20 protein-coding genes are annotated in these 24,335 nt (G+C 42.7%); 13 read left to right on the top strand and 7 right to left on the bottom strand.

The features are described 5' to 3' along the window. The first annotated feature begins 73 nt into the window (after positions 1-73). The 3 genes from D0T57_RS10815 (at position 74) to aroB (ending at position 2,681) form a co-directional block, all read left to right on the top strand. Positions 74-289 carry a hypothetical protein gene (locus tag D0T57_RS10815; protein ID WP_163273507.1) on the top strand — a complete coding sequence of 72 codons (216 nt, stop codon included), beginning with the start codon at positions 74-76 and terminating at the stop codon, positions 287-289. A gap of 173 nt (positions 290-462) precedes the next feature. Further along, positions 463-1,434 carry a methionyl-tRNA formyltransferase gene (fmt, locus tag D0T57_RS10810; RefSeq protein ID WP_163273506.1) on the top strand — a complete coding sequence of 324 codons (972 nt, stop codon included), beginning with the start codon at positions 463-465 and terminating at the stop codon, positions 1,432-1,434. 191 nt (positions 1,435-1,625) lie between these two features. Next, positions 1,626-2,681 carry a 3-dehydroquinate synthase gene (gene aroB, locus D0T57_RS10805; RefSeq protein WP_163273505.1) on the top strand — a complete coding sequence of 352 codons (1,056 nt, stop codon included), beginning with the start codon at positions 1,626-1,628 and terminating at the stop codon, positions 2,679-2,681. Here aroB and D0T57_RS10800 read toward each other — a convergent pair. Further along, positions 2,678-3,946, bottom strand: a complete 1,269-nt coding sequence (locus D0T57_RS10800) for a replication-associated recombination protein A (protein ID WP_163273504.1) — start codon at positions 3,944-3,946, stop codon at positions 2,678-2,680. The two genes, aroB and D0T57_RS10800, sit on opposite strands and share 4 nt — an antisense overlap. A 178-nt stretch (positions 3,947-4,124) precedes the next feature. Between D0T57_RS10800 and D0T57_RS10795 the strand changes: the two genes are divergently transcribed. The 4 genes from D0T57_RS10795 to D0T57_RS10780 all read left to right on the top strand — a co-directional run bounded on the left by D0T57_RS10795 (position 4,125) and on the right by D0T57_RS10780 (position 7,686). Further along, positions 4,125-4,847 (top strand): MBL fold metallo-hydrolase, encoded by a 723-nt coding sequence (locus D0T57_RS10795; protein ID WP_163273503.1) that lies wholly within the window; start codon positions 4,125-4,127, stop codon positions 4,845-4,847. A 17-nt stretch (positions 4,848-4,864) separates the two neighbouring features. Then, positions 4,865-5,242: a VOC family protein gene (locus tag D0T57_RS10790; protein WP_163273502.1), complete on the top strand. Its 378-nt coding sequence runs from the start codon at positions 4,865-4,867 to the stop codon at positions 5,240-5,242. 253 nt (positions 5,243-5,495) lie between these two features. Beyond that, positions 5,496-6,692 carry a glycine C-acetyltransferase gene (gene kbl / locus D0T57_RS10785; RefSeq protein ID WP_163273501.1) on the top strand — a complete coding sequence of 399 codons (1,197 nt, stop codon included), beginning with the start codon at positions 5,496-5,498 and terminating at the stop codon, positions 6,690-6,692. 25 nt (positions 6,693-6,717) lie between these two features. Beyond that, the gene (locus D0T57_RS10780; protein ID WP_163273500.1) at positions 6,718-7,686 is read left to right on the top strand and encodes an NAD-dependent epimerase/dehydratase family protein; all 969 of its coding nucleotides are present in this window, start codon (positions 6,718-6,720) and stop codon (positions 7,684-7,686) included. On the opposite strand, the gene D0T57_RS10775 is transcribed toward D0T57_RS10780, so the two are convergent. Then, positions 7,687-8,973, bottom strand: a complete 1,287-nt coding sequence (locus D0T57_RS10775; protein WP_163273499.1) for a serine dehydratase subunit alpha family protein — start codon at positions 8,971-8,973, stop codon at positions 7,687-7,689. Between the two features lie 177 nt (positions 8,974-9,150). Here D0T57_RS10775 and D0T57_RS10770 point away from each other — a divergent pair, with 177 nt between their 5' ends. Next, positions 9,151-10,128 (top strand): diacylglycerol kinase family protein, encoded by a 978-nt coding sequence (locus tag D0T57_RS10770; protein WP_255490578.1) that lies wholly within the window; start codon positions 9,151-9,153, stop codon positions 10,126-10,128. 84 nt (positions 10,129-10,212) lie between these two features. Here D0T57_RS10770 and D0T57_RS10765 read toward each other — a convergent pair whose 3' ends face one another. The 3 genes from D0T57_RS10765 to D0T57_RS10755 form a co-directional block, all read right to left on the bottom strand. Further along, the gene (locus D0T57_RS10765) at positions 10,213-12,096 is read right to left on the bottom strand and encodes a DUF3857 domain-containing protein (RefSeq protein WP_163273498.1); all 1,884 of its coding nucleotides are present in this window, start codon (positions 12,094-12,096) and stop codon (positions 10,213-10,215) included. A gap of 821 nt (positions 12,097-12,917) precedes the next feature. Then, positions 12,918-14,903: a DUF3857 domain-containing protein gene (locus tag D0T57_RS10760; protein WP_163273497.1), complete on the bottom strand. Its 1,986-nt coding sequence runs from the start codon at positions 14,901-14,903 to the stop codon at positions 12,918-12,920. Between the two features lie 128 nt (positions 14,904-15,031). Continuing rightward, positions 15,032-16,708: a B12-binding domain-containing radical SAM protein gene (locus D0T57_RS10755; RefSeq protein ID WP_163273496.1), complete on the bottom strand. Its 1,677-nt coding sequence runs from the start codon at positions 16,706-16,708 to the stop codon at positions 15,032-15,034. A 385-nt stretch (positions 16,709-17,093) separates the two neighbouring features. On the opposite strand from D0T57_RS10755, the gene rpe reads away from it, so the two are divergent. The 5 genes from rpe to glmM all read left to right on the top strand — a co-directional run bounded on the left by rpe (position 17,094) and on the right by glmM (position 22,848). Then, positions 17,094-17,747: a ribulose-phosphate 3-epimerase gene (gene rpe / locus D0T57_RS10750; RefSeq protein ID WP_163273495.1), complete on the top strand. Its 654-nt coding sequence runs from the start codon at positions 17,094-17,096 to the stop codon at positions 17,745-17,747. Between the two features lie 109 nt (positions 17,748-17,856). Next, the gene (locus D0T57_RS10745; RefSeq protein ID WP_368666917.1) at positions 17,857-19,713 is read left to right on the top strand and encodes a ComEC/Rec2 family competence protein; all 1,857 of its coding nucleotides are present in this window, start codon (positions 17,857-17,859) and stop codon (positions 19,711-19,713) included. A 38-nt stretch (positions 19,714-19,751) separates the two neighbouring features. After that, the gene (locus D0T57_RS10740; protein WP_163273493.1) at positions 19,752-20,792 is read left to right on the top strand and encodes a bifunctional oligoribonuclease/PAP phosphatase NrnA; all 1,041 of its coding nucleotides are present in this window, start codon (positions 19,752-19,754) and stop codon (positions 20,790-20,792) included. Positions 20,793-20,826: 34 nt separating this feature from the next. Beyond that, entirely contained in the window at positions 20,827-21,435 is a 609-nt protein-coding gene (locus tag D0T57_RS10735) for a DUF4827 family protein (protein ID WP_163273492.1), read from the top strand. Between the two features lie 21 nt (positions 21,436-21,456). Beyond that, positions 21,457-22,848, top strand: coding sequence for a phosphoglucosamine mutase (glmM, locus tag D0T57_RS10730; RefSeq protein ID WP_163273491.1), 1,392 nt, complete (start codon positions 21,457-21,459; stop codon positions 22,846-22,848). Positions 22,849-23,026: 178 nt separating this feature from the next. Here the strand turns inward: glmM and D0T57_RS10725 are convergent, their stop codons facing one another. Next, positions 23,027-23,470: a DUF937 domain-containing protein gene (locus tag D0T57_RS10725; protein ID WP_163273490.1), complete on the bottom strand. Its 444-nt coding sequence runs from the start codon at positions 23,468-23,470 to the stop codon at positions 23,027-23,029. A gap of 98 nt (positions 23,471-23,568) precedes the next feature. After that, positions 23,569-24,294 (bottom strand): HAD family phosphatase, encoded by a 726-nt coding sequence (locus tag D0T57_RS10720; protein ID WP_163273489.1) that lies wholly within the window; start codon positions 24,292-24,294, stop codon positions 23,569-23,571. Between the last annotated feature and the right edge of the window lie 41 nt (positions 24,295-24,335).

Raw genomic sequence — 24,335 nt, 5'->3', positions numbered from 1 at the left:
ATGAAATGCAATACCATTTGTCTTCTATACTTTTATATCTTTGCCTCATTCGCACACTTTTTTTTGACGATTTATGAAATTCTTTATTGGTGTAATATCAGCAGTTATTATTCTCACCGGAGCTACCCTGACGGTTTTGGCGTTGTGGGATATACAGCCTATATCGTGGAGTATAATCTGGCGGTCGGGTGCTACTATCGCCATAGTATGTATCACAGCCCTTGTTATGTGGCTTGTCCGCGTATTGTTTTTCAAGAAAGACCCGTTCAGGTCGAGAAAAGAGAACTAAAAAGATAGGCTTTTCAGGAAATATAAATACAGGTATAATGGGTGCTGGTTCATTATACCTTTATTTTAAAAATATACTAGCAACAATCAAAGATTGCTGCCTGCCTTTTGCCTAAAGTTATTAGTCCGAATGTGTTTTTTTACCTAATTTTGCATTCATAACAAAATAGAATAATGGACAAAAAGAGCCTGCGTATAGTTTTTATGGGAACCCCCGATTTTGCGGTGGAGAGCCTGCGTATTTTGGTAGAAAACGATTACAACGTAGTAGGAGTGATAACCATGCCCGACAAGCCTAGCGGACGGGGGCATAAGATACAATATTCGGCTGTAAAGAAATATGCATTGGAACACAATTTGCCATTGCTACAGCCCGAAAAGCTGAAAGATGAAGATTTTCTGAATGCCCTAAAAGCATGGAATGCCGACCTGCAAATAGTGGTGGCTTTCCGCATGTTGCCCGAAGTGGTGTGGAATATGCCACGCTGCGGCACATTCAACCTGCATGGCTCTCTTTTGCCTCAATACCGTGGTGCTGCCCCTATCAACTGGGCTATTATCAATGGAGAAAAAGAAACCGGAGTTACAACTTTCTTCCTGACGCACGAAATAGATACAGGAAAAATCATTTTGCAGGAAAAAGTGAAAATCGGCGAAAACGATAATGCCGGCAAAATTCACGACGAGCTGATGCAGACAGGCGCAGTTTTGGTGCGCAAAACAGTGGATATGATATGGGAGGGTAAAGTGGATGCTATAGACCAAAGCCAGTTTTTTGCCAACGAAAGTGACTTGAAAGCCGCACCCAAAATATTTAAAGAAACCTGCCGCATAGATTGGGACAAGCCGGCAGAGGAAATCCACAACCTAATTCGAGGAATGTCGCCATACCCCGCTGCGTGGACTGAGTTGCATATGGAAGGGAAAGAGCCCATTATGGTGAAGATATACGCATCGGCAATAGTGGAAAGAAACAACGGAGAACCTGCTGGTTCTATAGCTACAGATAACAAATCGTATCTTCGTGTTGCCTGCGCCAATGGGTATATAAGCATTACCGACATACAATTTGCCGGGAAGCGCGCAATGAAAATCGACGAGGTGCTGAGAGGATATAAATTTGAGGAAGAAGCATATTTTAAATAGCAGTTTTCGTGTAAAAATTTATCTATAGTATAAGCCATAAAGTTTCAGCTAAAAATGTAACAATCGAAAAATAACACAAAACTGTTACTTTTGTTACTTTTTTAATGAAGCGATAAAAATAGTAACAGCACAAAAACAGGAAAAAGTGTTACATCTGTTACTTTTTAACAAATTCGATTAAACAAGAGGCAATGCAAAAAGTAATAAAGTCGACAGATCTACACAAAGATATATCATTCATCCTAAGCCAGTTGAAATACGACAAGCTATTTGTATTAACTGACGAAAACACTGATAAGCTTTGCTACCCCATCATACAAAAAAATGAAGCGATAGGCCGAGCCGACAAAATAATTATCGAAGCCGGCGACAACAACAAAAATCTGGAAAGCCTCTCATCTATCTGGAAATACCTGTCGGAAAACGGCGCTACCCGCCATTCCCTGCTTATCAACCTGGGAGGGGGAATGCTGACAGATATCGGTGGATTTGCTGCTGCCACCTTCAAACGTGGAATGAAGTGTATCAACATACCCACCACCTTGCTCGGTGCTGTAGATGCGGCAGTAGGAGGCAAAACGGGGATAAACTTCAACGGACTGAAAAATGAAATTGGAGCTTTTGCTCCTGCCGAAACAGTACTGATAGATTCTGTATTCTTCCGCAGCCTCGACCATCAGAATTTCCTGTCGGGTTATGCCGAGATGATAAAGCACGGGCTGATAGACAGCGAAAAGGTATGGAAAGAAACGATCTCTTTCGATACTGAAAATATAGATTATGAGAAGCTTAAGCAACTGGTAGTCGATTCTGTTGCCGTAAAAGAGCGCATAGTAGAAGAAGACCCCTTCGAACATGGTATCCGCAAAGCTTTGAATCTGGGGCATACTATCGGTCATGCCTTCGAAAGCCTGTCGTACGAATTGGGTAAGCCAGTGCAACATGGTTATGCTGTGGCATGGGGCATTATCTGCGAATTATACTTGTCGCAGCAATATTGCGATTTCCCCAAAGACAAGCTGTATAAGACCACTTACTTCATAAAAGAGAATTATAAAGGATTCTATTTCGATTGCAACCACTATGCCCGGTTGTACGAATATATGAAGCACGATAAAAAGAACAAGTCGGATATTATAAACTTCACATTCTTATCGGATACTGGTAAAGTAGAGATAGACCGGGAAGCTGAAAAGGAAGCTATCTTCGATTCCATCGACTTCCTCAGGGAAAGTGTAGGCCTTTAGTACCTGTTCTTCCAAAGTTTCTTCATCCACTCTACAATCTTCATTTCCGAAGCATTTTGTTGTGGTTGCCAGAAACGCCGCCCCTTAATTTCTTTAGGCACATAATCTTGTTCTACGAAGTTGTTTTCGAAGCTGTGCGCATACTTATAATCCTTGCCATAGTCCAACTCTTTCATCAGCTTGGTAGGCGCATTGCGAAGGTGCAGGGGTACAGGTAGGTTGCCCGTCTCGTTAACCAATGCAATAGCCTCGTCTATAGCCATATATGCAGAGTTGCTTTTGGGCGATGTAGCCAGATAGACAGTAGTCTCGGCCAAAACGATACGCCCCTCAGGCCAGCCTATCTTATGAAGGGTTTCGAAACAGGCATTTGCCAACAATAGCGCATTGGGATTGGCAAGCCCTATATCTTCGGCAGCCGAAATTACGAGACGCCGCGCAATAAACTTAGGGTCTTCGCCACCTGCTACCATGCGGGCAAGCCAGTAAATAGCAGCATCGGGGTCGCTTCCCCTGATAGACTTGATAAAGGCCGAAATGATATCGTAGTGCATCTCCCCCCCTTTGTCGTAAGCCGCAGGATTCTCCTGCAAGCGTTCTGTGACAAGCTTATCTGTGAGCACTACCTTGTCTTCATTATCGGCATTGATAACGAGGTCGAGTATATTCAGCAGCTTACGGGCATCACCACCCGAAAAACGGAGCAGTGCATCGGTTTCTTGCAGCTCTATATCTTTTTGGTTCAATATATGATCCTTTGTTATGGCTCTGTTTGCCAGTTCTATAAGGTCTTCCTTTGCCAACGATTGCAGCACATATACCTGGCAGCGGGAAAGCAATGGGCGAATGACCTCGAACGATGGGTTCTCTGTTGTAGCGCCAATCAGGGTGATAACACCCGTTTCTACTGCATTCAGCAAAGAATCTTGTTGCGACTTCGAGAAACGGTGGATTTCATCAATAAACAAGATCGGACTTTTGGTATCGAAGAAGCGGCTTTTCTTGGCCTGTTCTATCACCTCGCGCACATCCTTCACCCCCGAATTGATTGCACTCAGTGTATAAAACGGTGTGTCGAGCGTATTGGCTATTATCTGCGCCAATGTAGTCTTGCCCACACCCGGAGGCCCCCACAAAAGAAAGGAGGGTATGCGACCCGATTCTATCATTTTGCGAAGCACTGCACCTTCACCTACAAGGTGTTTCTGACCTATATATTCGTCCAATGTACGCGGACGTAACCGTTCTGCTAATGGTTGGCTCATAACGTTATTATATTGTAATCAAAAGTACAAAAAGTTGGGCGCAGATACAAAAGCACAGCTCTTAATATTTATCAATAAGTTCTGCTATAAAATTTAGTAACTAGAGTTTATAATTTTTGTATTTTTACCGAACAGATTATCAAACCAGCTTGTTTGTTTTTTACAAAGAAGGGAAAGTATGGAATTAACCTATATTTATCATAGTGGATTTGCATTAGAAGGCAAAAACTTTATCATTATAATAGATTATTACAAAGATTCGTCTGATGATGGTAAACATGGAATTGTGCACGAAAGATTGTTGGATAGTGACAAACAAATATATGTTTTGGTTACCCATTCGCACCACGATCATTTCAACAAAGAGGTATTGGAATGGAACGGAAATAGCAAAGACATTGTTTATATTCTATCCAAAGACATCTATGAAAATAAATTGGTAAGACCGGATATTGGTTTTTGCCTCAATAAATCGGAGATTTATAAGGACGATAATATTTATATAAAGGCGTTTGGCTCTACCGACCTGGGTATATCATTTTATATAGAAGCGGAAGGAAAATCTATTTTCCATGCCGGCGACCTGAACAACTGGCATTGGAACGAAGAATCGACAGAGGACGAGATAAAAGAAGCAGAAGATTTTTATGCAAACGAACTGAACCTGGTAGCCGACAATGTGAAGCATCTCGACCTGGCAATGTTTCCGGTAGATGCAAGGCTGGGAAAAGATTATATGAAAGGTGCCGGGCAATTTTTAGAAAGGATAAAAACCGATACTTTTGTACCGATGCATTTTGGCGAAGGATATAAGCAGGCTGCGGCTTTTGCCCCTATTGCAGAAAGGTGTGGGAGCCGGTTTTTCGATATAAGACATAAAGGACAATCTATTGAATTTTAAATATAAACGTTAGAATTATGGAAATAAAAAGCAGATTCGACCATTTTAATATCAATGTAACCGATCTGGAGAAAAGCATTGAGTTCTATAACAAGGCTTTGGGGCTGAAAGAGGTAAGAAGAAAAGAATCGTCGAACGGTTCGTTTATTCTCGTATATCTTGGAGATGGAGTCAGCCCGTTTTCGCTCGAACTTACATGGCTCAAAGACCATCCTCAGGCATACGAACTGGGTGAGAATGAAAGCCACCTTTGTATGCGTGTAGATGGAGACTACGACCAGATAAGGGAGTGTCACAGGCAAATGGGGTGTATAGCTTACGAAAATCACGATATGGGGCTATATTTTATCAACGACCCCGATGATTACTGGATAGAAATATTGCCTCTGAAATAAAAAAATAATGAACAAAAGTAACAGTGAAAAAAGTACATAAAACTGTTACTTTTGTTACTTTTTGTTCTCCATAAAAAGCCGTTTAGAGACAAGTGGAATCCAGCAATAGAAAATAAATGTAAGTTTGCTTTTCTCCCTTTCTGCGAAGAGTTTCGGAACAATCATTTTTGTTATTTGCAAGGCTGTTTTTATTGCATTCCTTTGTTTCCAATACTAACATTTTAACTTACCTTTACCTCAAAATTGAGTCATTATGGATACTTATTCTAACTTTAAGAAATACCTGCAAGACGAATTGTCGGATATAAAATCGGCAGGGTTATATAAAAACGAACGCATAATTACTTCTCCACAAGGGGCTGTGATAAAAGTAAGTACAGGACAGGAAGTCTTGAACTTCTGCGCCAATAATTATTTAGGACTGTCGGACAACAAAGAGCTGATAGAAGCGGCAAAAGAAGCTATGGATTCGCGCGGGTTCGGTATGTCGTCGGTAAGGTTTATCTGTGGCACACAAGACCTGCACAAGCAGTTGGAAGCAGCTATCGCCAACTATTTCGGCACAGAAGATACGATATTATATGCAGCCTGTTTCGATGCCAATGGAGGCGTATTCGAGCCATTGCTTACCGATCAGGATGCCATTATATCCGACTCGCTAAACCACGCGTCGATAATAGATGGTGTACGCCTCTGTAAGGCTGTGCGTTACCGTTATGCCAACGCCGATATGGAAGACCTTGAGAAACAATTGCAAAAAGCCCAGTCGCAACGTTTCCGCCTCATCGTTACCGATGGTGTATTTTCTATGGATGGCAATGTCGCGCCTCTGGACAAGATATACGAACTGGCAAATAAATACAATGCCATGATAATGGTCGACGAGTCGCATTCGGCAGGAGTAGTAGGCAAAACAGGGCGGGGCACAACCGAATTGTTCGACCTGAAAGGGCAAATTGAAATTATAACAGGAACACTCGGCAAAGCCTTTGGCGGAGCTATCGGAGGTTTCACTACAGGAAAGAAAGAGATTATAGATATGCTTCGCCAGCGTTCGCGTCCATACCTGTTTTCCAACTCCATACCTCCCGCTATTGCCGCCGCCGGTATCAGGATGTTCGAAATGATGGACAGGACCAACGAATTGCAGGATAAGCTGCATGCCAATACAGACTACTTTGTAACCAAAATGCAAGAAGCCGGATTCGATATAAAGCCTACACAATCGTCTATTTGTGCCGTAATGCTTTACGACGCAAAACTTTCGCAGGATATGGCAGCACGAATGCTGGATGAAGGTATTTATGTTACCGGATTCTATTATCCCGTAGTACCCAAAGACCTGGCGCGTATCCGTGTGCAAATATCTGCCGGGCATAAGACCGAACATCTGGATAAATGTATTGCCGCATTTACCAAGACAGGCAAAGAATTAGGAGTAATAAAATAAAGCATAAAAATCAGTTCATTCTGAAATGAAAAACATTTTAATTGTTGGCAGTACCGGACAGATAGGTTCGGAGTTGAGCATAAAATTACGTTCTATCTATGGTGAAAACAATGTAGTTTGCGGCTACTACAAACCACCCTATCCCGAAGGCTTCTTCGAATCGGGGCCAACGATAGAAATAGATGCTACCGATAAGCAGCAGATAGCCGATGCGGTGAAGAAACACAATATAGACACTATCTACAATCTAGCCGCAATATTATCGGCTACGGCCGAAAAAAATCCGAAACTGGGTTGGGATGTCGGCCTGAACAGCCTGATGAACTGCCTCGATGTTGCCAAAGAGCTTGACTGTGCAGTCTTCACCCCAAGCTCGATAGGCGCTTTCGGCCCCAGTACGCCAAAAGATAAGACTCCTCAAGACACGATACAAAGACCGACTACCGTTTATGGCATAACCAAGGTTATGGGAGAACTGCTGAGCGACTACTATTATACGCGTTGGGGTGTGGATACGCGTTCGGTACGGTTTCCCGGCATTATATCCAACCTTACGCTTCCGGGTGGAGGCACTACCGATTATGCAGTGGAAATATACTATAAGGCAGTGGCAGGCGAGAAATTTACCTGTCCTATCAAAGCCGGGACATTTATGGATATGATGTATATGCCCGATGCGTTGAATGCTGCCATAAGTATAATGGAGGCTAATCCAGATAAGCTGATACATCGCAATTCGTTCAATATAGCAGCAATGAGCTTCGACCCCGAAATGATATATTCTGCCATAAAGAAACATTATCCCGGTTTTGTGATGGAATATGATGTAGATCCTCTAAAACAGCATATCGCAGATTCGTGGCCCAATTCGCTGGACGATACCTGCGCGCGCCAGGAATGGAATTGGCGTCCCGAATATGATCTGGAGAAAATGACGGCGGATATGATAAGGGTATTGAAAGACCGGTTTGGTAGTGTGAAAGTTACTAAGTAGTTAACACTTGTCAGTCATAATTTTCAGAACCAGTTTGTCCGTTTCCTGCATTCCTTCGGCACCGATACTCGTCAGGTTTTCCACCGTTTTGTCTACATCGTCATCCACAATACCTTCCAGCGATGAAACCACCTTGTGTTCCATTGCCATTATTGCCGACAATACGGCTGTAGATACCCCGCTCGATATTTTGAGGGCGCAGCTCGGCTTGGCACCATCGCATATCATACCTGTAATGTTGCCGACCATATTTTTTACGGCAAACGTTATCTGGTCGTAGTTGCCGCCCATCAGGTATGTAATGCCGCAACTTGCACCTGTAGCCGCAGCCACGCATCCGCATAGAGCGGAGAGCCGTCCCAGTTTTTGTTTGATATATACCACTGTAAGGTGACTGAGCATAAGTGCCCTTATAAGTTGGTCTTCGTTGCAGCCCGTATCTTCGGCGTAAGTGAGGACGGGCAATGTTGCCGTTATCCCCTGATTGCCGCTTCCCGAATTGCTCATCACAGGAATCATGGCACCATCCATGCGGGCATCGCAGGCTGCGGCTGTATATGCCATCATATGCGAGAGCATGGTGTCGCCGAATATTTGCCGTCCCAGTTTTCCGGTCACTGTTTTCGATACATTATGCCCGTAGCTGCCTTCGAGCGAGAAGCGCGATGCCTTGCGGTTCAGTTCGGCAGCCTCTAAGATAAACCGTATTTCTTCTAAATCTATAGTCGTAGAGAACTCGTAAACTTTGGCGAAAGAAAGGACGATGCATTCGTCTTTGGCAGCATCGCAACACGATGAATTGCCTGTATTTAGTATTTCCCCGTTGTGCGACAATAGGGTGAAATTTGTATGTGTACCCCTGATTATGGCAATGCTTTCGTCATCGCCGGCAAGGCAATGCGTTTCGATATAGAGGTTGTCGTCTATATTTTCCTTCAACGATATTTCGATCCTTTTTTCTGCAATATATTGCTTTCCTTTTTCTACATCTTCGGGCGTCAATTCTTTCAATACCTGCAACCCATATTCGCTTTTACCTATCAATGCACCCAAAGCAATGGCAATGGGCAATCCTACCATTTTTGTACCCGGTATGCCTACTCCCATCGCATTTTTGAGGATGTTGGCACTCAACAGGACTTTTATTTTACCGGGTGTTTTACCTAATATTTCTGTTGCCTTAGCTACACAGAGCGAAACAGCAACAGGTTCGGTGCATCCGATTGCGGGTACTACTTCTTTTTTTACGAGGTTTACAATTTGTTCTTTTTCTATCTTTGTAAGCATAGGCCCAAGGTGTTTGTTCTATTTATATACAAATATAAGAGATATTTTGGTATCGTTATGGTATTTTTAGCGATAAGCTATTCGCTTATATGCTCCTTATCCTCTGTGGTAAAATAAATATATGCACTTATTTCAAACACTAATTTGGTATAAGCCCCTTAAAACATTATTTTTGTGATGCAAATTTCGCAATTGATAATAATGGAAAAACGGAAGAAAAAGGTTTATGTAATTATCAACCCCGTATCGGGCACATCATCGAAACAAAACTTGCCGCACAAGATAGCAGAAATGCTGGATGCCCGTAAATTTGATGTACATATAATTATCACAGGCTATGCCGGGCATGGTTCCGAAATTGCCAGCCAGGCGATAGAAGATAAAGCCGACTATGTGATTGCCGTAGGAGGCGATGGTACGGTAAACGAAGTGGCGCGTACATTGGTCGGTTCCGAAATAGCATTAGGTATTATCCCTCTGGGCTCAGGCAACGGGCTGGCTCGCGACCTGAATATATCTATAGATGTAAAAAAAGCTCTCAAGATTATAACCGAAGAAAATATTATCAGTATAGACTACGGCAAGGTGAACGGCAGGATATTCTTCTGTACCTGTGGCATGGGCTTCGATGCCGAAGTAGCAGCCAAAGTATCGGGTAAGAAGAACAGAGGCTCGTTTATGTACCTGAAAAATATGCTCGAAACCTTCTTCAAGCAGGAGCCGCAAAACTATGAGATCACCTGTCCCGAAGGTACGATAAAAGACAAGGCTTTTGTAGTAACTTGCGCCAATGCTTCGCAATACGGCTACAATGCGCATATTGCCCCTCACGCCGACATACAGGATGGCAAGATGAATATAGCCATACTGAAACCGTTGTCGATACTCGATGTGCCGCAAACATCGCTTCAACTATTTGCAAAGAAGATAGACGAGAACAACAAAATGATAGAACTCCTAACCAATGAGGTTACCATTAAACGTGAAAAGCCGGGCGCAATGCATATCGACGGCGATCCTGTGGAAATGGGAGAGGAGATACATGTAAAGATAATTCCTAAGGGACTGAAAGTATTGGTTCCGTCCAAGCTTCCGAAAAAGAACCCGTTAGATCCTCAGGAAGTACTGTATAGGATAATGGATGCATTTTCTTGAAAACAGACCCTAAGAGAAGATAAAACAGCCATCAGATTGTGATTATATAAAACTGATGACTGTTTTATTTTTATGTATAATCAATCAATTCTTCCTCAATACTATCCGTTGCTTATTAGCCGACACTATCTTTCCGAAGAAATCCTTTATCTGACTATATTCATCCTTACTATGCCTGCCCGAAAAAATATCTATAGTCTGCGTATAAGTTATCTTATTACCCTCGTGGCTGACAGTAGACACAAAACGCCCGTATGGAGTTTCTTCCTCGACGGCTTTAGGCAGCGATTCGGGTTTGTACGATTCGGGCAATATAAACTCTACGCTGTTTGAAGCATGGAAGCCTATGCTGAAATAAATATCATGCTCGCGGTTTGCCGATGAGAATGTATTGTAGAAATTCTTGTTGAGCGGGCAAGCCGGGACGAACATCCGAGAGCCTGTCTGGTTGACAAAATCGGATGCTGCAAAATCCGCTGTAAGCACACACGACGGTTGTGGATCCCTGTTTTCTACGATGTTTATATTATCATATTTTACTTTAGGAAACTTTATTTCGTGGTTGATATAGTCTAATATCTGCTGCCTGTCTTTCGAGAGCAGGTTTCCGACCACATAGCGATAGTTGTGCAGATGTTCTTCCATATAAACAGATCCTTTGGCTTCTGCCGCTTCGTTGAGGTCTATCTTTAGTTTAATAACCGTTTTGTTTTCATTATCCTTATAGTCGGGCAAGCGGCAGATTTTACCGCCATCTTTGCTGATAACCAAGGCGTCGTGTCCGGCAATCCTGGGATGGACATAACCGAAAGGCAATGTCTGAGAAGTACATTCGAGCCATACGCTGTCGCCGGCTAGTGGTACGAGCAGTATGGCATGGTCGGTCTGGCTGACATTAGCGAAGTTGCTGTGAAGTTCTTTCTCCTTCATGCTTATTTCGCAATAATTAGATTCTATGCCTACAGCTTTGAGCATGGCTTTCATTACGTTCGAAAGTCCCTTACAGTCGCCGAAACCCGATTTTACAACGGATGCTGCTTCTATGGGCTGAAAGCCGCCTATACCAAGCTGGATGCTTACATAGCGTGAGTTGGCTTGCAGGTATTCATATAGTATTTTTGCTTTTTCCTTGTCGCTGGCTGCATTTTTTACCATATCTTGCAATTTGGTAATGGTGGCTTCGTGCAAAATATCCCTGCCTTCGAGCAACTTAGATACCCACAGCCCATATCCTTTCCAGTTGCTCATGTCGCCGCATTGCGAGTCGAAGCAGAAGTTGTTGGGTGCAATAAGTATGCAAGGAAACAGTTCGCGCCAGGGTGGGGTGTGTTCTTCGCCTTTTATCCCTTTCATGTTTTCGCACGAAAAGTTATAGATATGTTTGTCGCCGGCCACTTCGTCTTTTATGTCGAAACCGTCATAATTGGTATGGTGCCTCAGGTTCATATCGGCAGGCAGTTCCATACGCAGGTTTGCTTTTCTTACGGCAAAGTCGTAACCTGTCATTGGCAGAAAACGATTGTAGGTCAAGATGCCGTTTTTCCATTTTTCTTCGTATGTGTACTCTACAGTATAAGGATAGGTCGGCGATTTGCAGTCGTAGGAGATCGAATAGTTGTCGGTCGCCATATGTTCCGAAATGGAGGATATGGTCAGGTCTTTTTTTGCTATTTTTTTTATCACAGCACCCAACACATTTTTCACTGTTCCCGAAAAACTTTTGAGTTCCTTGAATTTATCCCCATATATATAGAAGTCGGCAAAATGATCGCCTTTGGCATTGAGCACGGTAACTTTCTTCGTTACTTTCAATGTGGCATTATTCAGGTCGGTCTGAATAAAGACAGCATCGTAGTTGTCGAGGATAGCTACCGCCCCTTTGGCAAAGTCGTCCGAAGGTGTGCTCCAACTTTGGGCTGGAAAAAAGAAAGCGATGCTAAAGAAAATAACAAAATATACCAGTTTCATATTTTTTATTTATTTGTAAATGATGTCAATCAGTAGTTAAATTATATGTTCTTTTATATACTGCGCGCAATCACAGATTGGCTCCGCTTCGCTCTGCCGAACGGTGTTTGCTTGCGTTCCTTTTGGCCAAAACCCCAAAAGGAATCAAAAGTTCTCTTGTGCTTCTCTTCGTTGTACCCCCCCCCCTTGCGCCACTGCGGACTGAGGGAAGCAAATTGTTAAAAAGTAACACATGTAACAGCTTTTTCACAGTACATGACAAAAAAAATGATATTCTCTCGAAAGCCTGTAGGGGCGTAATATCTTACGCCCGACACAACCGACGGGCGAATGATAATTCGCCCCTACAATGCTAATATTACAATAATTTTAATTTTTGTCATGTACTATGCAGCTTTTTCTACTTTTTCTACTGTTACTTTCTCTCTTACCTCTCTCCCCGCTCTCCCCCAAAAGAGTAGGGCTGTTAAGTTCTGATTTCTTATTACACTGAGAAACATTGAGCATAACATTGAGGTTCACTGAGATTTTTTCTCCCTCAGTGTTTCTCAGTGGCTTCTTCGTGTATCTCAGTGTCATATTTTATTCTTTTAAAGTATTATTTCGTTTAGAACTTAACAGTCCTGCCCAAAAGAGAGAGGGCTGCAAGCCATGCCAAGCGAGAGAAAAAGTAACACAAGTAACAGTATTTCGTTACTTTTTTTATTGTTACTTTTCTCCCATTTTAGCTTCGCTCTACTCTCCATTCCCTTTCGATGGGTTGGGGAGGTGTAGGGAGCTTATATAGATAAACTTTTCTATTACCGATTGATCTAAATAACTTAAATTGGCTGCTCAACGGTTTCTCCTGCGGCTTTTTTCTTAAACACGATTTGCTCGTTGTTTTTCAGTACTATTTTTGCAAAAAAGTCTTTCAGCGATTCGTATTCTGTCGGCAGGAAGATTATCTTGTTCAGTTTGTACTGGTATTGCAGCCTGATTTGGTTGCCGGCAACAGACGTCCTGTAAAGGAGGGAAATATCGTTTTCGTTGAGTACAAATTTTTCCGATTTTGGCATTTCGTCTATTTCATATCCTTCGGGTATAGGTATGGTAATTATCTGTACAAAAGTACTCGGATAATTGAACTGTACAGGATATTCGCGTATTTCCTGTTTGAAAGGGTTTGTCTTATAATGGATTTCGGCAAGAGGATTGACGTATAAAAACTCGTCGCCAAGCGGAAGGTCGGCTGTCTGTAGGTATTCCATCTTTATTTCTGCCGAAGTTTCGGTAAGGTTATGAATTTTAAAATCGTCTATTTCTGTCGATAATTCTTTTTTTAGTTTGTCTATAAATTCGTCCTCATCCTTACAACCGAAATAGCTCTCTCTTGCCGAATGGGCTGAGTTGCCCCTTACTGTTTCCGTGACTTTCGACACCAGTTGCGATTCTACTATAGTAGCTTGTACCATCTTCATCCTCGAACTGGGAGCAAGGTTTGTGAGGTCTGTCCAATCCGAAAAATTGTCTTCGAGTATCCGCGCCTGCGTCACCCGGCATCTGGTTGGCAATAGGTTCCAGTCGCCATGTTTGGCTGCGGCATCGGTAAAATATATAAGTGTGTCTATACGCACTCCTGTGATAACATAGTTGAACGATGCCAGGCTTGGGTAGGTAATCGGTATGCGTCCGTTGCTACGTGTACTAAGCAGTACGGGGAAAGCGTTGAAGCCACCTTTTTTCAGTGCGTTTATCAGCAGGAAGTTTACATCCGAACTGTTTCCTAATCCTTTTTTCAGCGCATCTTTCAGGTCGGAAGGGTACATCCGCGACTTGTTGTCCCATTTCACCTTGTTTTTCACCATATCCTGTATTTCTTTGGCGCGGACGAGGGTAAGGTCGCCTTTCTGTATTTCTTCTTTAAAGAGGTCCGCTTTTTTTAGGTTGCCGCCAAAAGAAGATGCTTCGCGCAGCTCTTTGTCTATATTCGACCATGTGCTCGAATAGTTACGCAGTTTTCCATAAGGGAATTGGATAGACCTTAGTTCGAAGTTTACTTTATTGATATAGTCATCGGCATTCCATAAGTAGCTTTCTGCTTTTACTGCTGGCAGGTCTCTGCCCGTAAAACGAAAGCGTTCGGCTGTACAGCGTTCCATATGTGTTTGGGAACCAACGCGGATGTGGAACGATTCGTTGACCTGGTCTTTATTGCTTTCCATATTTACGTATCTCTGATAGTCGAGGTTGTATCTGAAATACTCCGGAATAACGGCCTCGTAATGGGTGTATATCACAGGTATAGATGATTGGAAACGGAATGTTCTCAGTTCGTAAAAGAAGTCGGAAACGATGGTATATTTAAATTCTATTACCGATCCTGCTTTAGCGGCAGGCATGGTGAACTTGCAGACTTTCCATTTTTTGTCCTGTGCTTCTTCGAATATGTTGTTTTTGCCCAGCTTGGTCTTTACTATTTTGTCGTCCTCCAGGTTGTAGGTAGTGCCCGACAGGCCTTGTATTTCTTCTTTAGCAGAATTGTTTTGCTCGTAGAAGGGAATCTCGTAGTCGCAATATTCAAGCCCTTCGGTTTTCAGGATTTTTATCCGCATTTCTACCGAATATTCGAAGCGAAAACCTTTTATGTCGTCATAGATAAAACGCGTGTTTCCGGTTTTTTGCAATATGACTGCTGTGGCCGAAGTATCGCTCGGGTACTCGGTCATGGTTAGCTCTTCTTTGGTCACATTCCCGTACTTCGATTGTGCATAGCCTGAAATAAAAATAGCGAGAAACAAAAGGGTAAATAAGGATAGTCTTTTCATAGTTCACCAGCATTTAAGTCTATTATTTCGATTCTTTCATAGAGATAGATATACAAATATAGCATTTTCCATAAATAATAGATAAAAAATGCTAAAAAATGTAATGCAGGCAGGTTTTTGGTTAACAGTTAACTGAAAAAATATCTTAGCGACAATTGCTCTTTTGGCTCACCTTCTTTCAGGAAAATAGTAAGTAATGCCTCGTTGTCCGACAACATATCGAGTGCGGTTTGTTTCTCTATTATTTTCCGGTTAAGCCCATGTTTTTGTAGAAATTCCTTGTCTTGCCCTATATTGTATAGCATCTGCTTGCGGGCTTTCTTGCCGAGGCTATCTTCCCAGAACCCTTGTGGACGACGCGAAAAGTTGCTGTAGTAGTCGGAGCGCAAAAGGTGAAAAAGGTCTATATCTTTCGATTTAAGGAACTGGTGTAAGTAGCGGAACAGGTCTTCGAGCCTGTAGCCGCGATGGGGGTAGTCCTTTTTGTTGTAAAACTGCCCTATCTCATCGAACAGTTCGAAATAGCGTCCATTGTAATAGCTTGAAAACAAGCAGTCCATTGTAAGCAAAAAACGCCCGCTGTTCCAGAATTTCTCCAAAGCATGTTCGGCATCATGTATCCGTTGCAGTTCGGCGTGCGATATGTCGGCGTTATACTCTATTTCGTAGGGAGCTCTGTGGTCAAATTTGTAGCCATATTCACGCGCATTCTTTCGCAGGTTAGTACCTCTCAGCATTTTGAGGAAGCCGAGCTGTACTTCCTTCCCTTTCAGGACAAACACATCGTTGAACGAATGCACAAACCGGTCGAACGTTTCGTAGGGTAATCCGGCTATCAGGTCGAGATGAAGGTCAATCTTGCCGCCTTGCATTATGCGTTTGATATTCTTTGCCAACAATGGGAAGTCTTGCTTCCGGCGTACAGCTATATTTGTAGGTTCGTAGGTAGATTGTATGCCAATTTCGAAGCGGAAGAAATTTTCCGGAAGCCTTTCGTTCAGGTAATCAATCGTTTCGTCTTTCAGCAGATCGGCATATACTTCAAACTGGCAACTGAGATTTTCCCTGTAATGGCCGATAAGGAAATCGAAAATAGTATGTGTATGCTCTTTATTTAGGTTGAAAGTGCGGTCGAGAAACTTGATTTGCCTTGCACCATTATCTATCAGGTATTTAAGGTTTTCCAATACATACTCCATCGGAAAATAACGGACGCCTTTTTCCAGAGATGATAAGCAATATTGGCACTGATAGGGGCATCCGCGCGATGTCTCGAAATATACGAGGCGGTTTTGCATACTTTCCCTGTCAGCATTGAGCATATAGGGCGAGGGTAGGGTAGCCAGCCTTGCTAAATCAGCTTGTACGATGGTTTTATCTATATGGTTTCGATACGATACCCCGGGTATATCTACATCAACATCCTGTTGCAAAGCTTCTACCAGATCGCCGAGAACAAATTCGCCTTCTCCGCTTATTATATAATCTGCCTGCCAATTGTTGAGGAAATATTCTGGCTCATACATTACCTCCGGGCCACCCAGTACGATAATCAGTGAGGGGTGTATTTCCCTGAGCATCGCCACCAGTTTCTCGGTTTGCGTCACATTCCATATATATACGCTCAGCCCGACAATATCACATCCTGAGGAGATTATTCCGGCGGCTATTTTTTCAAGGTCTTCTTTAATGGTGTATTCTTCGAATGATACTTCAATCCTGTCCTTATTGGCTACATAGAGCCAGCGAAGGGCAAGCGAGGTGTGTATATATTTCGCATTGAGCGTGGTAAGCAGCGTTTTCATTTTTATTGTCTATAGAGGAGGCAAAGGTAATACTTTTCCGGTATCCATTCAGATTTAGCTATGCCGATTGCAGGGCAAACACATGAAATTTATCCGAACTCAATTCTGGGCTTGTAGGGGCGAATTATCATTCGCCCGCAGATTTTTTCTATTTCGGGCGAATGATAATTCGCCCCTACAGTAGTCAAAACCAGAATATCACTTTTTCATGCGTTTGCCCTGATGCCGATTGCTAAATAGAATAGAAAGGCAGGCAATCTTCGCCTTAAAAAAACAGTTCTAAAAATTAGAATGAATAAAATTCAAACAGTTACTTAACCGGGCATCTGTTTATTTTATGTACTTTTACACGGTAATATAATATATAATCTAAACGGTGTAGAATATGTCTCATAAAGTAGCCCCATCCCTTCTTTCCGCCAATTTCCTGAACTTGCAGGCAGATGTAGAGATGGTAAACAATAGCCAGGCCGACTGGTTTCACTGCGATGTGATGGACGGCAGTTTCGTCCCCAATATTTCGTTCGGGTTTCCCATAATCAAGCAGATAAGCAAGCTGGCGAAAAAGCCGCTCGATGTGCATCTTATGATCGTAAATCCGGATAAATATATTACAGAAGTAAAGGAGGCAGGCGCTTATATGATGAATGTGCATTACGAAGCCTGCACGCACCTTCACAGGGTGGTAGGCGCAATACACGATGCCGGAATGAAGGCAGGTGTGACTCTCAACCCGCATACGCCCGTATCGCTGCTCGAAGATATATTGCACGATGTAGACATGGTACTTCTTATGTCGGTCAATCCGGGCTTTGGCGGGCAGAAGTTTATAGAACATTCTGTAGCCAAAGTGGCAAAGCTCAAAGAAATGATTTTACGGAAAAACCTGCATACACTGATAGAGGTAGACGGCGGTGTGAATCTGGAAACAGGCAAGCGTCTGGTAGATGCCGGTGCGGATGTGTTGGTGGCAGGCAGCGCCGTATTTGCCGACCCCGATCCTACGGGAATGATACATAAACTGAAAAGTATAGTATAGCTAATTGGGGTAGGAGATGAAGAACCCTTTTTCTGGTTGCCCGTTTCTTTTTTTTCTCATCCCCCTATTGGCGGGAATACTCCTCCAATATTTTTTTGATACATACAGGTTGAGCATAGCCTTTTTCCTTACCGGGACGATGGCTATGCTCTCTTCTTATTTTGCACCCGAAAGACTGCAATACCGCCTGCGATGGCTGTTCGGTGCGGGTGCTTTTGCTTTCATTATAGGCATTGGCATCGTATCAACGGCAATGAGGCAGGAAAAATCCGCATTTATATTCGCCAATGAAGCCAAAGCCTATATTGGGATAGTTGAAGATATACCGCAGGAAAAGCCGAAGACACAGGCTTATAAAGTTTACTTGCCGGATTACGATAAGCAAGTGGTTTGCTACGTACAGCGCGATTCTGTCGGAAATAAATACCTGCAACCCGGAGACGAACTCTTTTTCTATGGTAAAATACAGCCTTTCCGCAATATGGGCAATCCCGACGATTTCGACTACGAACGCTATATGTACAATCAGGGCTTTGCAGGGTCGGTGTATCTTCCCCGTGAAGCATGGCAGGCAAGCGGAGAAGTGTTTTCATCACCTGAATACCTAGCCTTGCGTTGCCGCACCTATATTATGGACTTCTATAAATCGCTGGGGTTGAACCATATGGAATACTCCATCCTTTGTGGTCTTACCTTAGGATATAAGGACGAACTGACTGACGATATTAAGCAGGGATTCCGCACCACGGGAACTGTACACGTACTTTCGACAAGCGGGCTGCATGTGATGATAATATACCTGATGATAAGCTTCCTGCTGGGCTTTATCCGCAAGGGCGCGCGCTATTATGCATTGCGTCCGATACTTATTATCCTGCTGCTCTGGTGTTATGCTTTTGTTACGGGGCTGTCGCCGTCGGTGGTCAGGGCTTCCATTATGTTGACGGTTTTTTGTGTCTCTGAGGTTGCCCGACGGCGAAATACATCACTAAATGCTTTATATACAGCCGCTTTTTTTATTTTGCTTTACAATCCTTTCTCACTCTTCAATATCGGTTTCCAGTTGAGCTTTATGTCTGTATTGTCTATCCTGCATTTGCAGCCGAAAGCATCGCGGATATTCTATATCGAAAACAAATATCTGAATGAGCTCTGGCAGATGTTTACCTTGTCATTGGTTGCACAGTTGGCTACATTTCCCATCTGCCTGTATTATTTCGGTACATTTCCTACCTATTTTTTTGCGGCCAATCTCGTTATTGTGCCTCTGGTTTCACTCATTATTTATACAATGGGTGTGGTAGTCGCTGCAAAAGTATTCAGCCTGTTGATTGGTATTAGTCTTTACAGTCTGCCACTCAGTGTATTGCAGGGGCTTGTGTGGGCGATGACCGGAGTTATTTCCTTTTTCGAAAGTTTGCCATTTGCCCTTATCAGCGATGCGAAGGTATCATCGTTGCAGCTCGTCTTGATATTTATATTGATTCTATCTTTCCTCTTGTTTTTTCTTAAAAAGAACAGTAAAGGTTTGATTGCAGGCTTAACGGCTGCTTTATTCTTATTGGCAACAGGTATTTACGATAATCTGCAAGAGGATCCCAATCAACTGATTGTGTTCAATCGCCCGGGAAAAACAGAAATCTTATATGATGAAATATCTATAAATTCCGAAAATATAAAGCCTTATCAATATCTGGATGTAGAGGGTGAAACGATACTAGTCTTGTCAGAAAACCTGTTTCAAAACCAAGTTGCAGATGAAAAATTAGCAATCAGTCATTTGATATTGATTAATGATAAAGCACATTCTTTATATCATCTCTCTCAACTCTTTTCCGTCAGGAATGTTATCTTAGACGGTTCGTTGCCGTCGTATGTCCGGCATCGTTTGTCTAAAGAATGTAAAAAACTTAACATTCCTTGTCACGATGTTGCAGAAAATGGTGCTTACACTCTGAATTTTTAGTACTTTTGCGTTTCGTATAAATTAGAATAAAGAAAATAATGCTGGTAAATATAATTGCAAGCTCGAAAATAAGCCAGGTAGAAGAGTTACTCGATAAATACGAGAAAATAGTTATTATCACCCATGTGTCGCCCGATGGCGATGCCATTGGTTCATCCTTGGGCTTGTACCATTACCTTACCGCTTTGGGAAATGAAGTGAATGTCGTAGTTCCAAATTCATTCCCCGATTTTCTGAAATGGATTCCCGGATCGAAGGAAATAGTAGACTTCGAAAGATATCCTGATTTTGCACAAAAACTGATAGCTGAAGCAGAACTTATCTTCTGTCTCGATTTCAACGTGCCAAAACGTGTTTCCCAGATAGGGCCGTATATAGAAGCTGCCAAAGGAAAAAAGATATTGGTAGACCATCACCCCGACCCGGCTGATTTTTGCGATGTGGTAATATCCTATCCCGAAATTTCGTCTACCAGCGAACTCATATTCCGGCTGATATGCCGTATGGGCGACTTCGAAATGATGAACTTCGAAAGCGCTACGGCTATATATACAGGAATGATGACCGATACAGGTGCTTTTACTTACAACTCGAACAGCCCGCAGATATATTATATCATCGGCGAACTGCTGAAAAAAGGCATCGACAAAGATCAGATATATTCGAATGTATATCACAATTATTCCGAAGACCGTTACCGTATGCTCGGTTTCACCCTTTGCGAGAAGATGAAGATATATCCCGAATACAATTCGGCTCTCATATGGCTTACCAATGAAGAACAAAGGCGGTTTAAGGTAAAAAAAGGCGATACCGAAGGTTTTGCTAACCTCCCGCTTAATATAAAAGGAATTATTTTCTCAGTTTTTATCCGGGAGGACAATGATTTCATAAAAATTTCGTTTCGTTCTCAGGGGGACTTCCCTAGCAACAGGTTTGCAGCCCAGTGTTACAACGGCGGGGGGCATCTCAATGCGGCAGGAGGAGAGTTTTTCGGAACAATGGAAGAAGCCATTGATATTTTTGAAAAAGCATTGCCCGAGTTTGGCGATTTGCTGAAAAACAATAAGAAAAAATAGAAACAATATATACTAAACAAGAGATTAACTATAGATGAAGAAGATTATTTATTTGGTAGTAATTTTAGCCGGATTGTTGATGGCGCTTTTTTCCTCATGTAGTGGCGATTCGTATGCCAAGAAGCTTGAAAATGAGAAGAAAGCTATTGATAGTTTTATCCAGGACAATGGCATAAGTGTCATATACGATTATCCTGCCGACCATAAATTTGCCGACAACCAGTATTACAAAGATAATTCGACAGGGCTTTACTTCCGGGTGATAGATGCCGGCGACGACAAACGCCCGGTAGCAGGCAAAACAGACGTATATATTCGCTACGATACTATTATGAACCTACTCGACCGCGAAGTGGTTGTTGGTTCCAATATGGTGGGCGATGCAGCGATGGACTTTGTATATGGCCGCGAAGAGTCGTATTACAATACCGATTATTCATATTATTATCAGGAATATATGTTCTTGTCTAACGGAATGGTAGCCCCGTTCCTTAAAGGGTTGGGCAATAATTCCGAGGTCAGTATTATCGTTCCGTTCCTGGCGGGAGTAGGCTCTTCATATCAGGCGGAAAATTATATTCCACTATTCTTCAAACGCTTGCGGTACACATTTACATTAGATTTGACAGAAGAACCGGATTAAAATTAACCAAAAGAAAAAGTTATGACCTTAATTAAATCTATCTCTGGCATCAGAGGTACTATCGGCGGGCGTGCAGGAGACGGGCTGAATCCGCTCGACACAGTAAAATTTGTATCAGCGTACGCTACATTTATCCGCAGCAACAAGAAAAACGATTCGAATAAGATCGTTGTCGGACGCGATGCCCGTATCTCGGGCAAAATGATGGAACAGGTAGTTACAGGAACCCTGATGGGAATGGGCTTCGATGTAGTAAACATCGGGTTGGCTACGACTCCTACTACCGAACTGGCCGTAACGATGGAGAAAGCCGCAGGAGGCATAATCCTTACGGCAAGCCACAATCCGCGCCAATGGAATGCACTGAAACTGCTCAACGAAAGAGGAGAGTTCCTCAATGCAGCCGAAGGCGAAGACGTGTTGCGCATGGCCGAGTCCGAAGATTTCGAGTTTGCCAATGTAGACCATATAGGCAAGATATCAGATAAGGATTATACAGATGCACATATACAAGCAGTGCTCGACCTCAAACTGGTAGATGTAGATGTCATCAGGGCTGCTGATTTTGAGGTAGCTATCGACTGCGTAAACTCTGTAGGGGGAATCGTTATACCTAAGTTGCTGAAGGCATTGGGTGTAAAGAAAATAAACGAACTTTATGTTACTCCTAACGGTGAGTTTCCGCACAATCCTGAGCCGCTGCCAGAACACCTTAAAGATATTGCTACAATGATGAAGACCACATCGTCGGATGTAGGTTTTGTTGTCGATCCCGATGTAGACCGCCTAGCCATTATTAGTGAAAATGGCGATATGTTTGGCGAAGAATATACACTGGTTGCAGTAGCCGACTATGTGCTTAAACATACTCCGGGCAATACGGTTTCCAACCTCAGTTCGAGCCGTGCATTGCGCGACGTTACCCGTTCTTACGGCTGTGAGTACAATGCTGCGGCAGTAGGCGAGGTAAATGTAACCACCAAGATGAAAGCAACAAATGCAGTAATTGGCGGCGAAGGCAACGGCGGGGTTATCTATCCCGAAAGCCATTACGGTCGCGACGCATTGGTGGGTATAGCTTTGTTCTTGTCGCATCTGGCACACAAGAAAATGAAAGTAAGTGAATTGCGCGCATCATATCCGCAATATTTCATAGCCAAGCAAAAGGTGGAATTGACTCCCGATATTGATGTTGACGCCATATTACTTGCCATAAAAGAAAAGTACAGCCAATATGATGTGACGGACATCGACGGTGTGAAAATAGACTTCCCCGACAAATGGGTGCACCTGCGCAAGTCGAATACCGAACCTATCATCCGTGTCTATTCCGAAGCACATACCATGCAGGAAGCCGAAGATATCGGTATGCAGGTGATGGACGTAGTGAAGCAACTCTCATCGCGAAAATGAGAAATCCAGTTTTGCAAGATTGGTGTATTCGGATGAAAATAAGACAGGAGATATAGAAATAAATGGCGAAATAATAGAAAGATGTTGTACCAAAAGTAATCATCAACACTACATAAACACAAAAAAGGTGTCCTTTCTTATTGGGACACCTTCTTTTATATTTTTGGAATACTTCTACTTATTTGCCACCGAACAGCTTACCGAGTGTACCCAATATTCCGCCACCATTGTCGCCTCCTGTCAAAGAGCCTAAAATGGAACCAAGGTCGAACGAATCTTTAGGATCGTCATTCTTTTTTGTTATCAGGCTGAAAAGCGCAGGCACGACAGTTGTGGCGATAGTAGTAGCTACAGCCTTGTTTAGTCCTACTTTGCCGGTGAGGGCAGAAACTACGGAGTTTTGTATTGTGCCGCTCAGGGCGTTGCTGCTTGAGGCATTACCTCCAAACATAGCTAATACATTCGATATATTTCCCGGAGTTATTTGGTCTTTCAGGCTATCTACAATAGTAGAAGTTGTTGTTTCTACCGCAGCTTGTCTTTTTTCGGCCGGCACTTTCGAGTTATTGGTGATAGCTTCGGCGGCCTGATCTTTTACTAAGTCTAAAATTTTGTCTAACATAATTGTAATTGATTTTGTTTGTACTAAGATTAACGTATAAAGATAGTCTTTTGTTTTGATTAATTAGAATGTGTTCTATAAATATTATCAATTGCTTATTATACTGTAAAATACACCCTGTAATCATCCCAATTGTCATACAATGCCTTCATGGAGGGAAGCACGATATTTGCTCCGGCATCGGCTAATACGCTATCTGGCATAGGCCCTGTATTTACTGCTATTGTAAAAATGCCCGCTGCTACTGCAGCCTCTACTCCACGGGGGGCATTTTCTACGACTATAGCTTGATTGGGATTCAGGTTGCCTGCTTTTTGTAGCCCCATAAGATATGGTTCGGGGTGTGGTTTTCCGTTCTTTACATCGAATGCCGTAACCATATGCGCAAACAGGCCGGGATAATTGCTTTCTATTTTATCTATCAGGGTAGGTTGCCCCGAGCCGGTAACAATAACACAAGTAAAACCCTCGTCGTGTACTCGCTTCACGAAGTCGTAGGCATAAGGGATAAGGCTACCGTCGTTATATTTACTAAACAGTTCTGTCTTACGCTTGTATATAGTTCTTACTTCTTCCTCACTCGCATTACGGCCTTTTTCGCGATTCATAAGATGGTTTATCGTATGGCTGCCTACCATGCCTTCGTATTGGTAAAATTCTTCGGAGGTGCTTGGTATATCGAACTCGTCCATAGTTTCTTTCCACGATTTGGCATGCCATTTCATGGAATCGTAGAGCACACCGTCCATATCGAAGAGGATGGCCTTTAAATCAAATTTCTTGTGGTTGCGCTTATTCAGGTAGTCGGAAAATGTTGTAGTCATAATATAAAAATAATGGCTCAAAGATAATTAATAATTCTTAG

This window comes from Dysgonomonas sp. 511 (assembly GCF_010501105.1).
Taxonomy (GTDB): domain Bacteria; phylum Bacteroidota; class Bacteroidia; order Bacteroidales; family Dysgonomonadaceae; genus Dysgonomonas.
The sequence above is the reverse complement of the archived record's forward strand: the minus strand, read 5'-3'. Positions and strand labels throughout refer to the sequence as shown.

Bases quoted from the DNA above. Each gene is read 5' to 3' on its own strand.
- D0T57_RS10815 (WP_163273507.1), top strand. From the start codon at position 74: ATGAAATTCTTTATTGGTGTAATATCAGCAGTTATTATTCTCACCGGA.
- fmt (WP_163273506.1), top strand. From the start codon at position 463: ATGGACAAAAAGAGCCTGCGTATAGTTTTTATGGGAACCCCCGATTTT.
- aroB (WP_163273505.1), top strand. From the start codon at position 1,626: ATGCAAAAAGTAATAAAGTCGACAGATCTACACAAAGATATATCATTC.
- D0T57_RS10800 (WP_163273504.1), bottom strand. From the start codon at position 3,946: ATGAGCCAACCATTAGCAGAACGGTTACGTCCGCGTACATTGGACGAA.
- D0T57_RS10795 (WP_163273503.1), top strand. From the start codon at position 4,125: ATGGAATTAACCTATATTTATCATAGTGGATTTGCATTAGAAGGCAAA.
- D0T57_RS10790 (WP_163273502.1), top strand. From the start codon at position 4,865: ATGGAAATAAAAAGCAGATTCGACCATTTTAATATCAATGTAACCGAT.
- kbl (WP_163273501.1), top strand. From the start codon at position 5,496: ATGGATACTTATTCTAACTTTAAGAAATACCTGCAAGACGAATTGTCG.
- D0T57_RS10780 (WP_163273500.1), top strand. From the start codon at position 6,718: ATGAAAAACATTTTAATTGTTGGCAGTACCGGACAGATAGGTTCGGAG.
- D0T57_RS10775 (WP_163273499.1), bottom strand. From the start codon at position 8,973: ATGCTTACAAAGATAGAAAAAGAACAAATTGTAAACCTCGTAAAAAAA.
- D0T57_RS10770 (WP_255490578.1), top strand. From the start codon at position 9,151: ATGCAAATTTCGCAATTGATAATAATGGAAAAACGGAAGAAAAAGGTT.
- D0T57_RS10765 (WP_163273498.1), bottom strand. From the start codon at position 12,096: ATGAAACTGGTATATTTTGTTATTTTCTTTAGCATCGCTTTCTTTTTT.
- D0T57_RS10760 (WP_163273497.1), bottom strand. From the start codon at position 14,903: ATGAAAAGACTATCCTTATTTACCCTTTTGTTTCTCGCTATTTTTATT.
- D0T57_RS10755 (WP_163273496.1), bottom strand. From the start codon at position 16,708: ATGAAAACGCTGCTTACCACGCTCAATGCGAAATATATACACACCTCG.
- rpe (WP_163273495.1), top strand. From the start codon at position 17,094: ATGTCTCATAAAGTAGCCCCATCCCTTCTTTCCGCCAATTTCCTGAAC.
- D0T57_RS10740 (WP_163273493.1), top strand. From the start codon at position 19,752: ATGCTGGTAAATATAATTGCAAGCTCGAAAATAAGCCAGGTAGAAGAG.
- D0T57_RS10735 (WP_163273492.1), top strand. From the start codon at position 20,827: ATGAAGAAGATTATTTATTTGGTAGTAATTTTAGCCGGATTGTTGATG.
- glmM (WP_163273491.1), top strand. From the start codon at position 21,457: ATGACCTTAATTAAATCTATCTCTGGCATCAGAGGTACTATCGGCGGG.
- D0T57_RS10725 (WP_163273490.1), bottom strand. From the start codon at position 23,470: ATGTTAGACAAAATTTTAGACTTAGTAAAAGATCAGGCCGCCGAAGCT.
- D0T57_RS10720 (WP_163273489.1), bottom strand. From the start codon at position 24,294: ATGACTACAACATTTTCCGACTACCTGAATAAGCGCAACCACAAGAAA.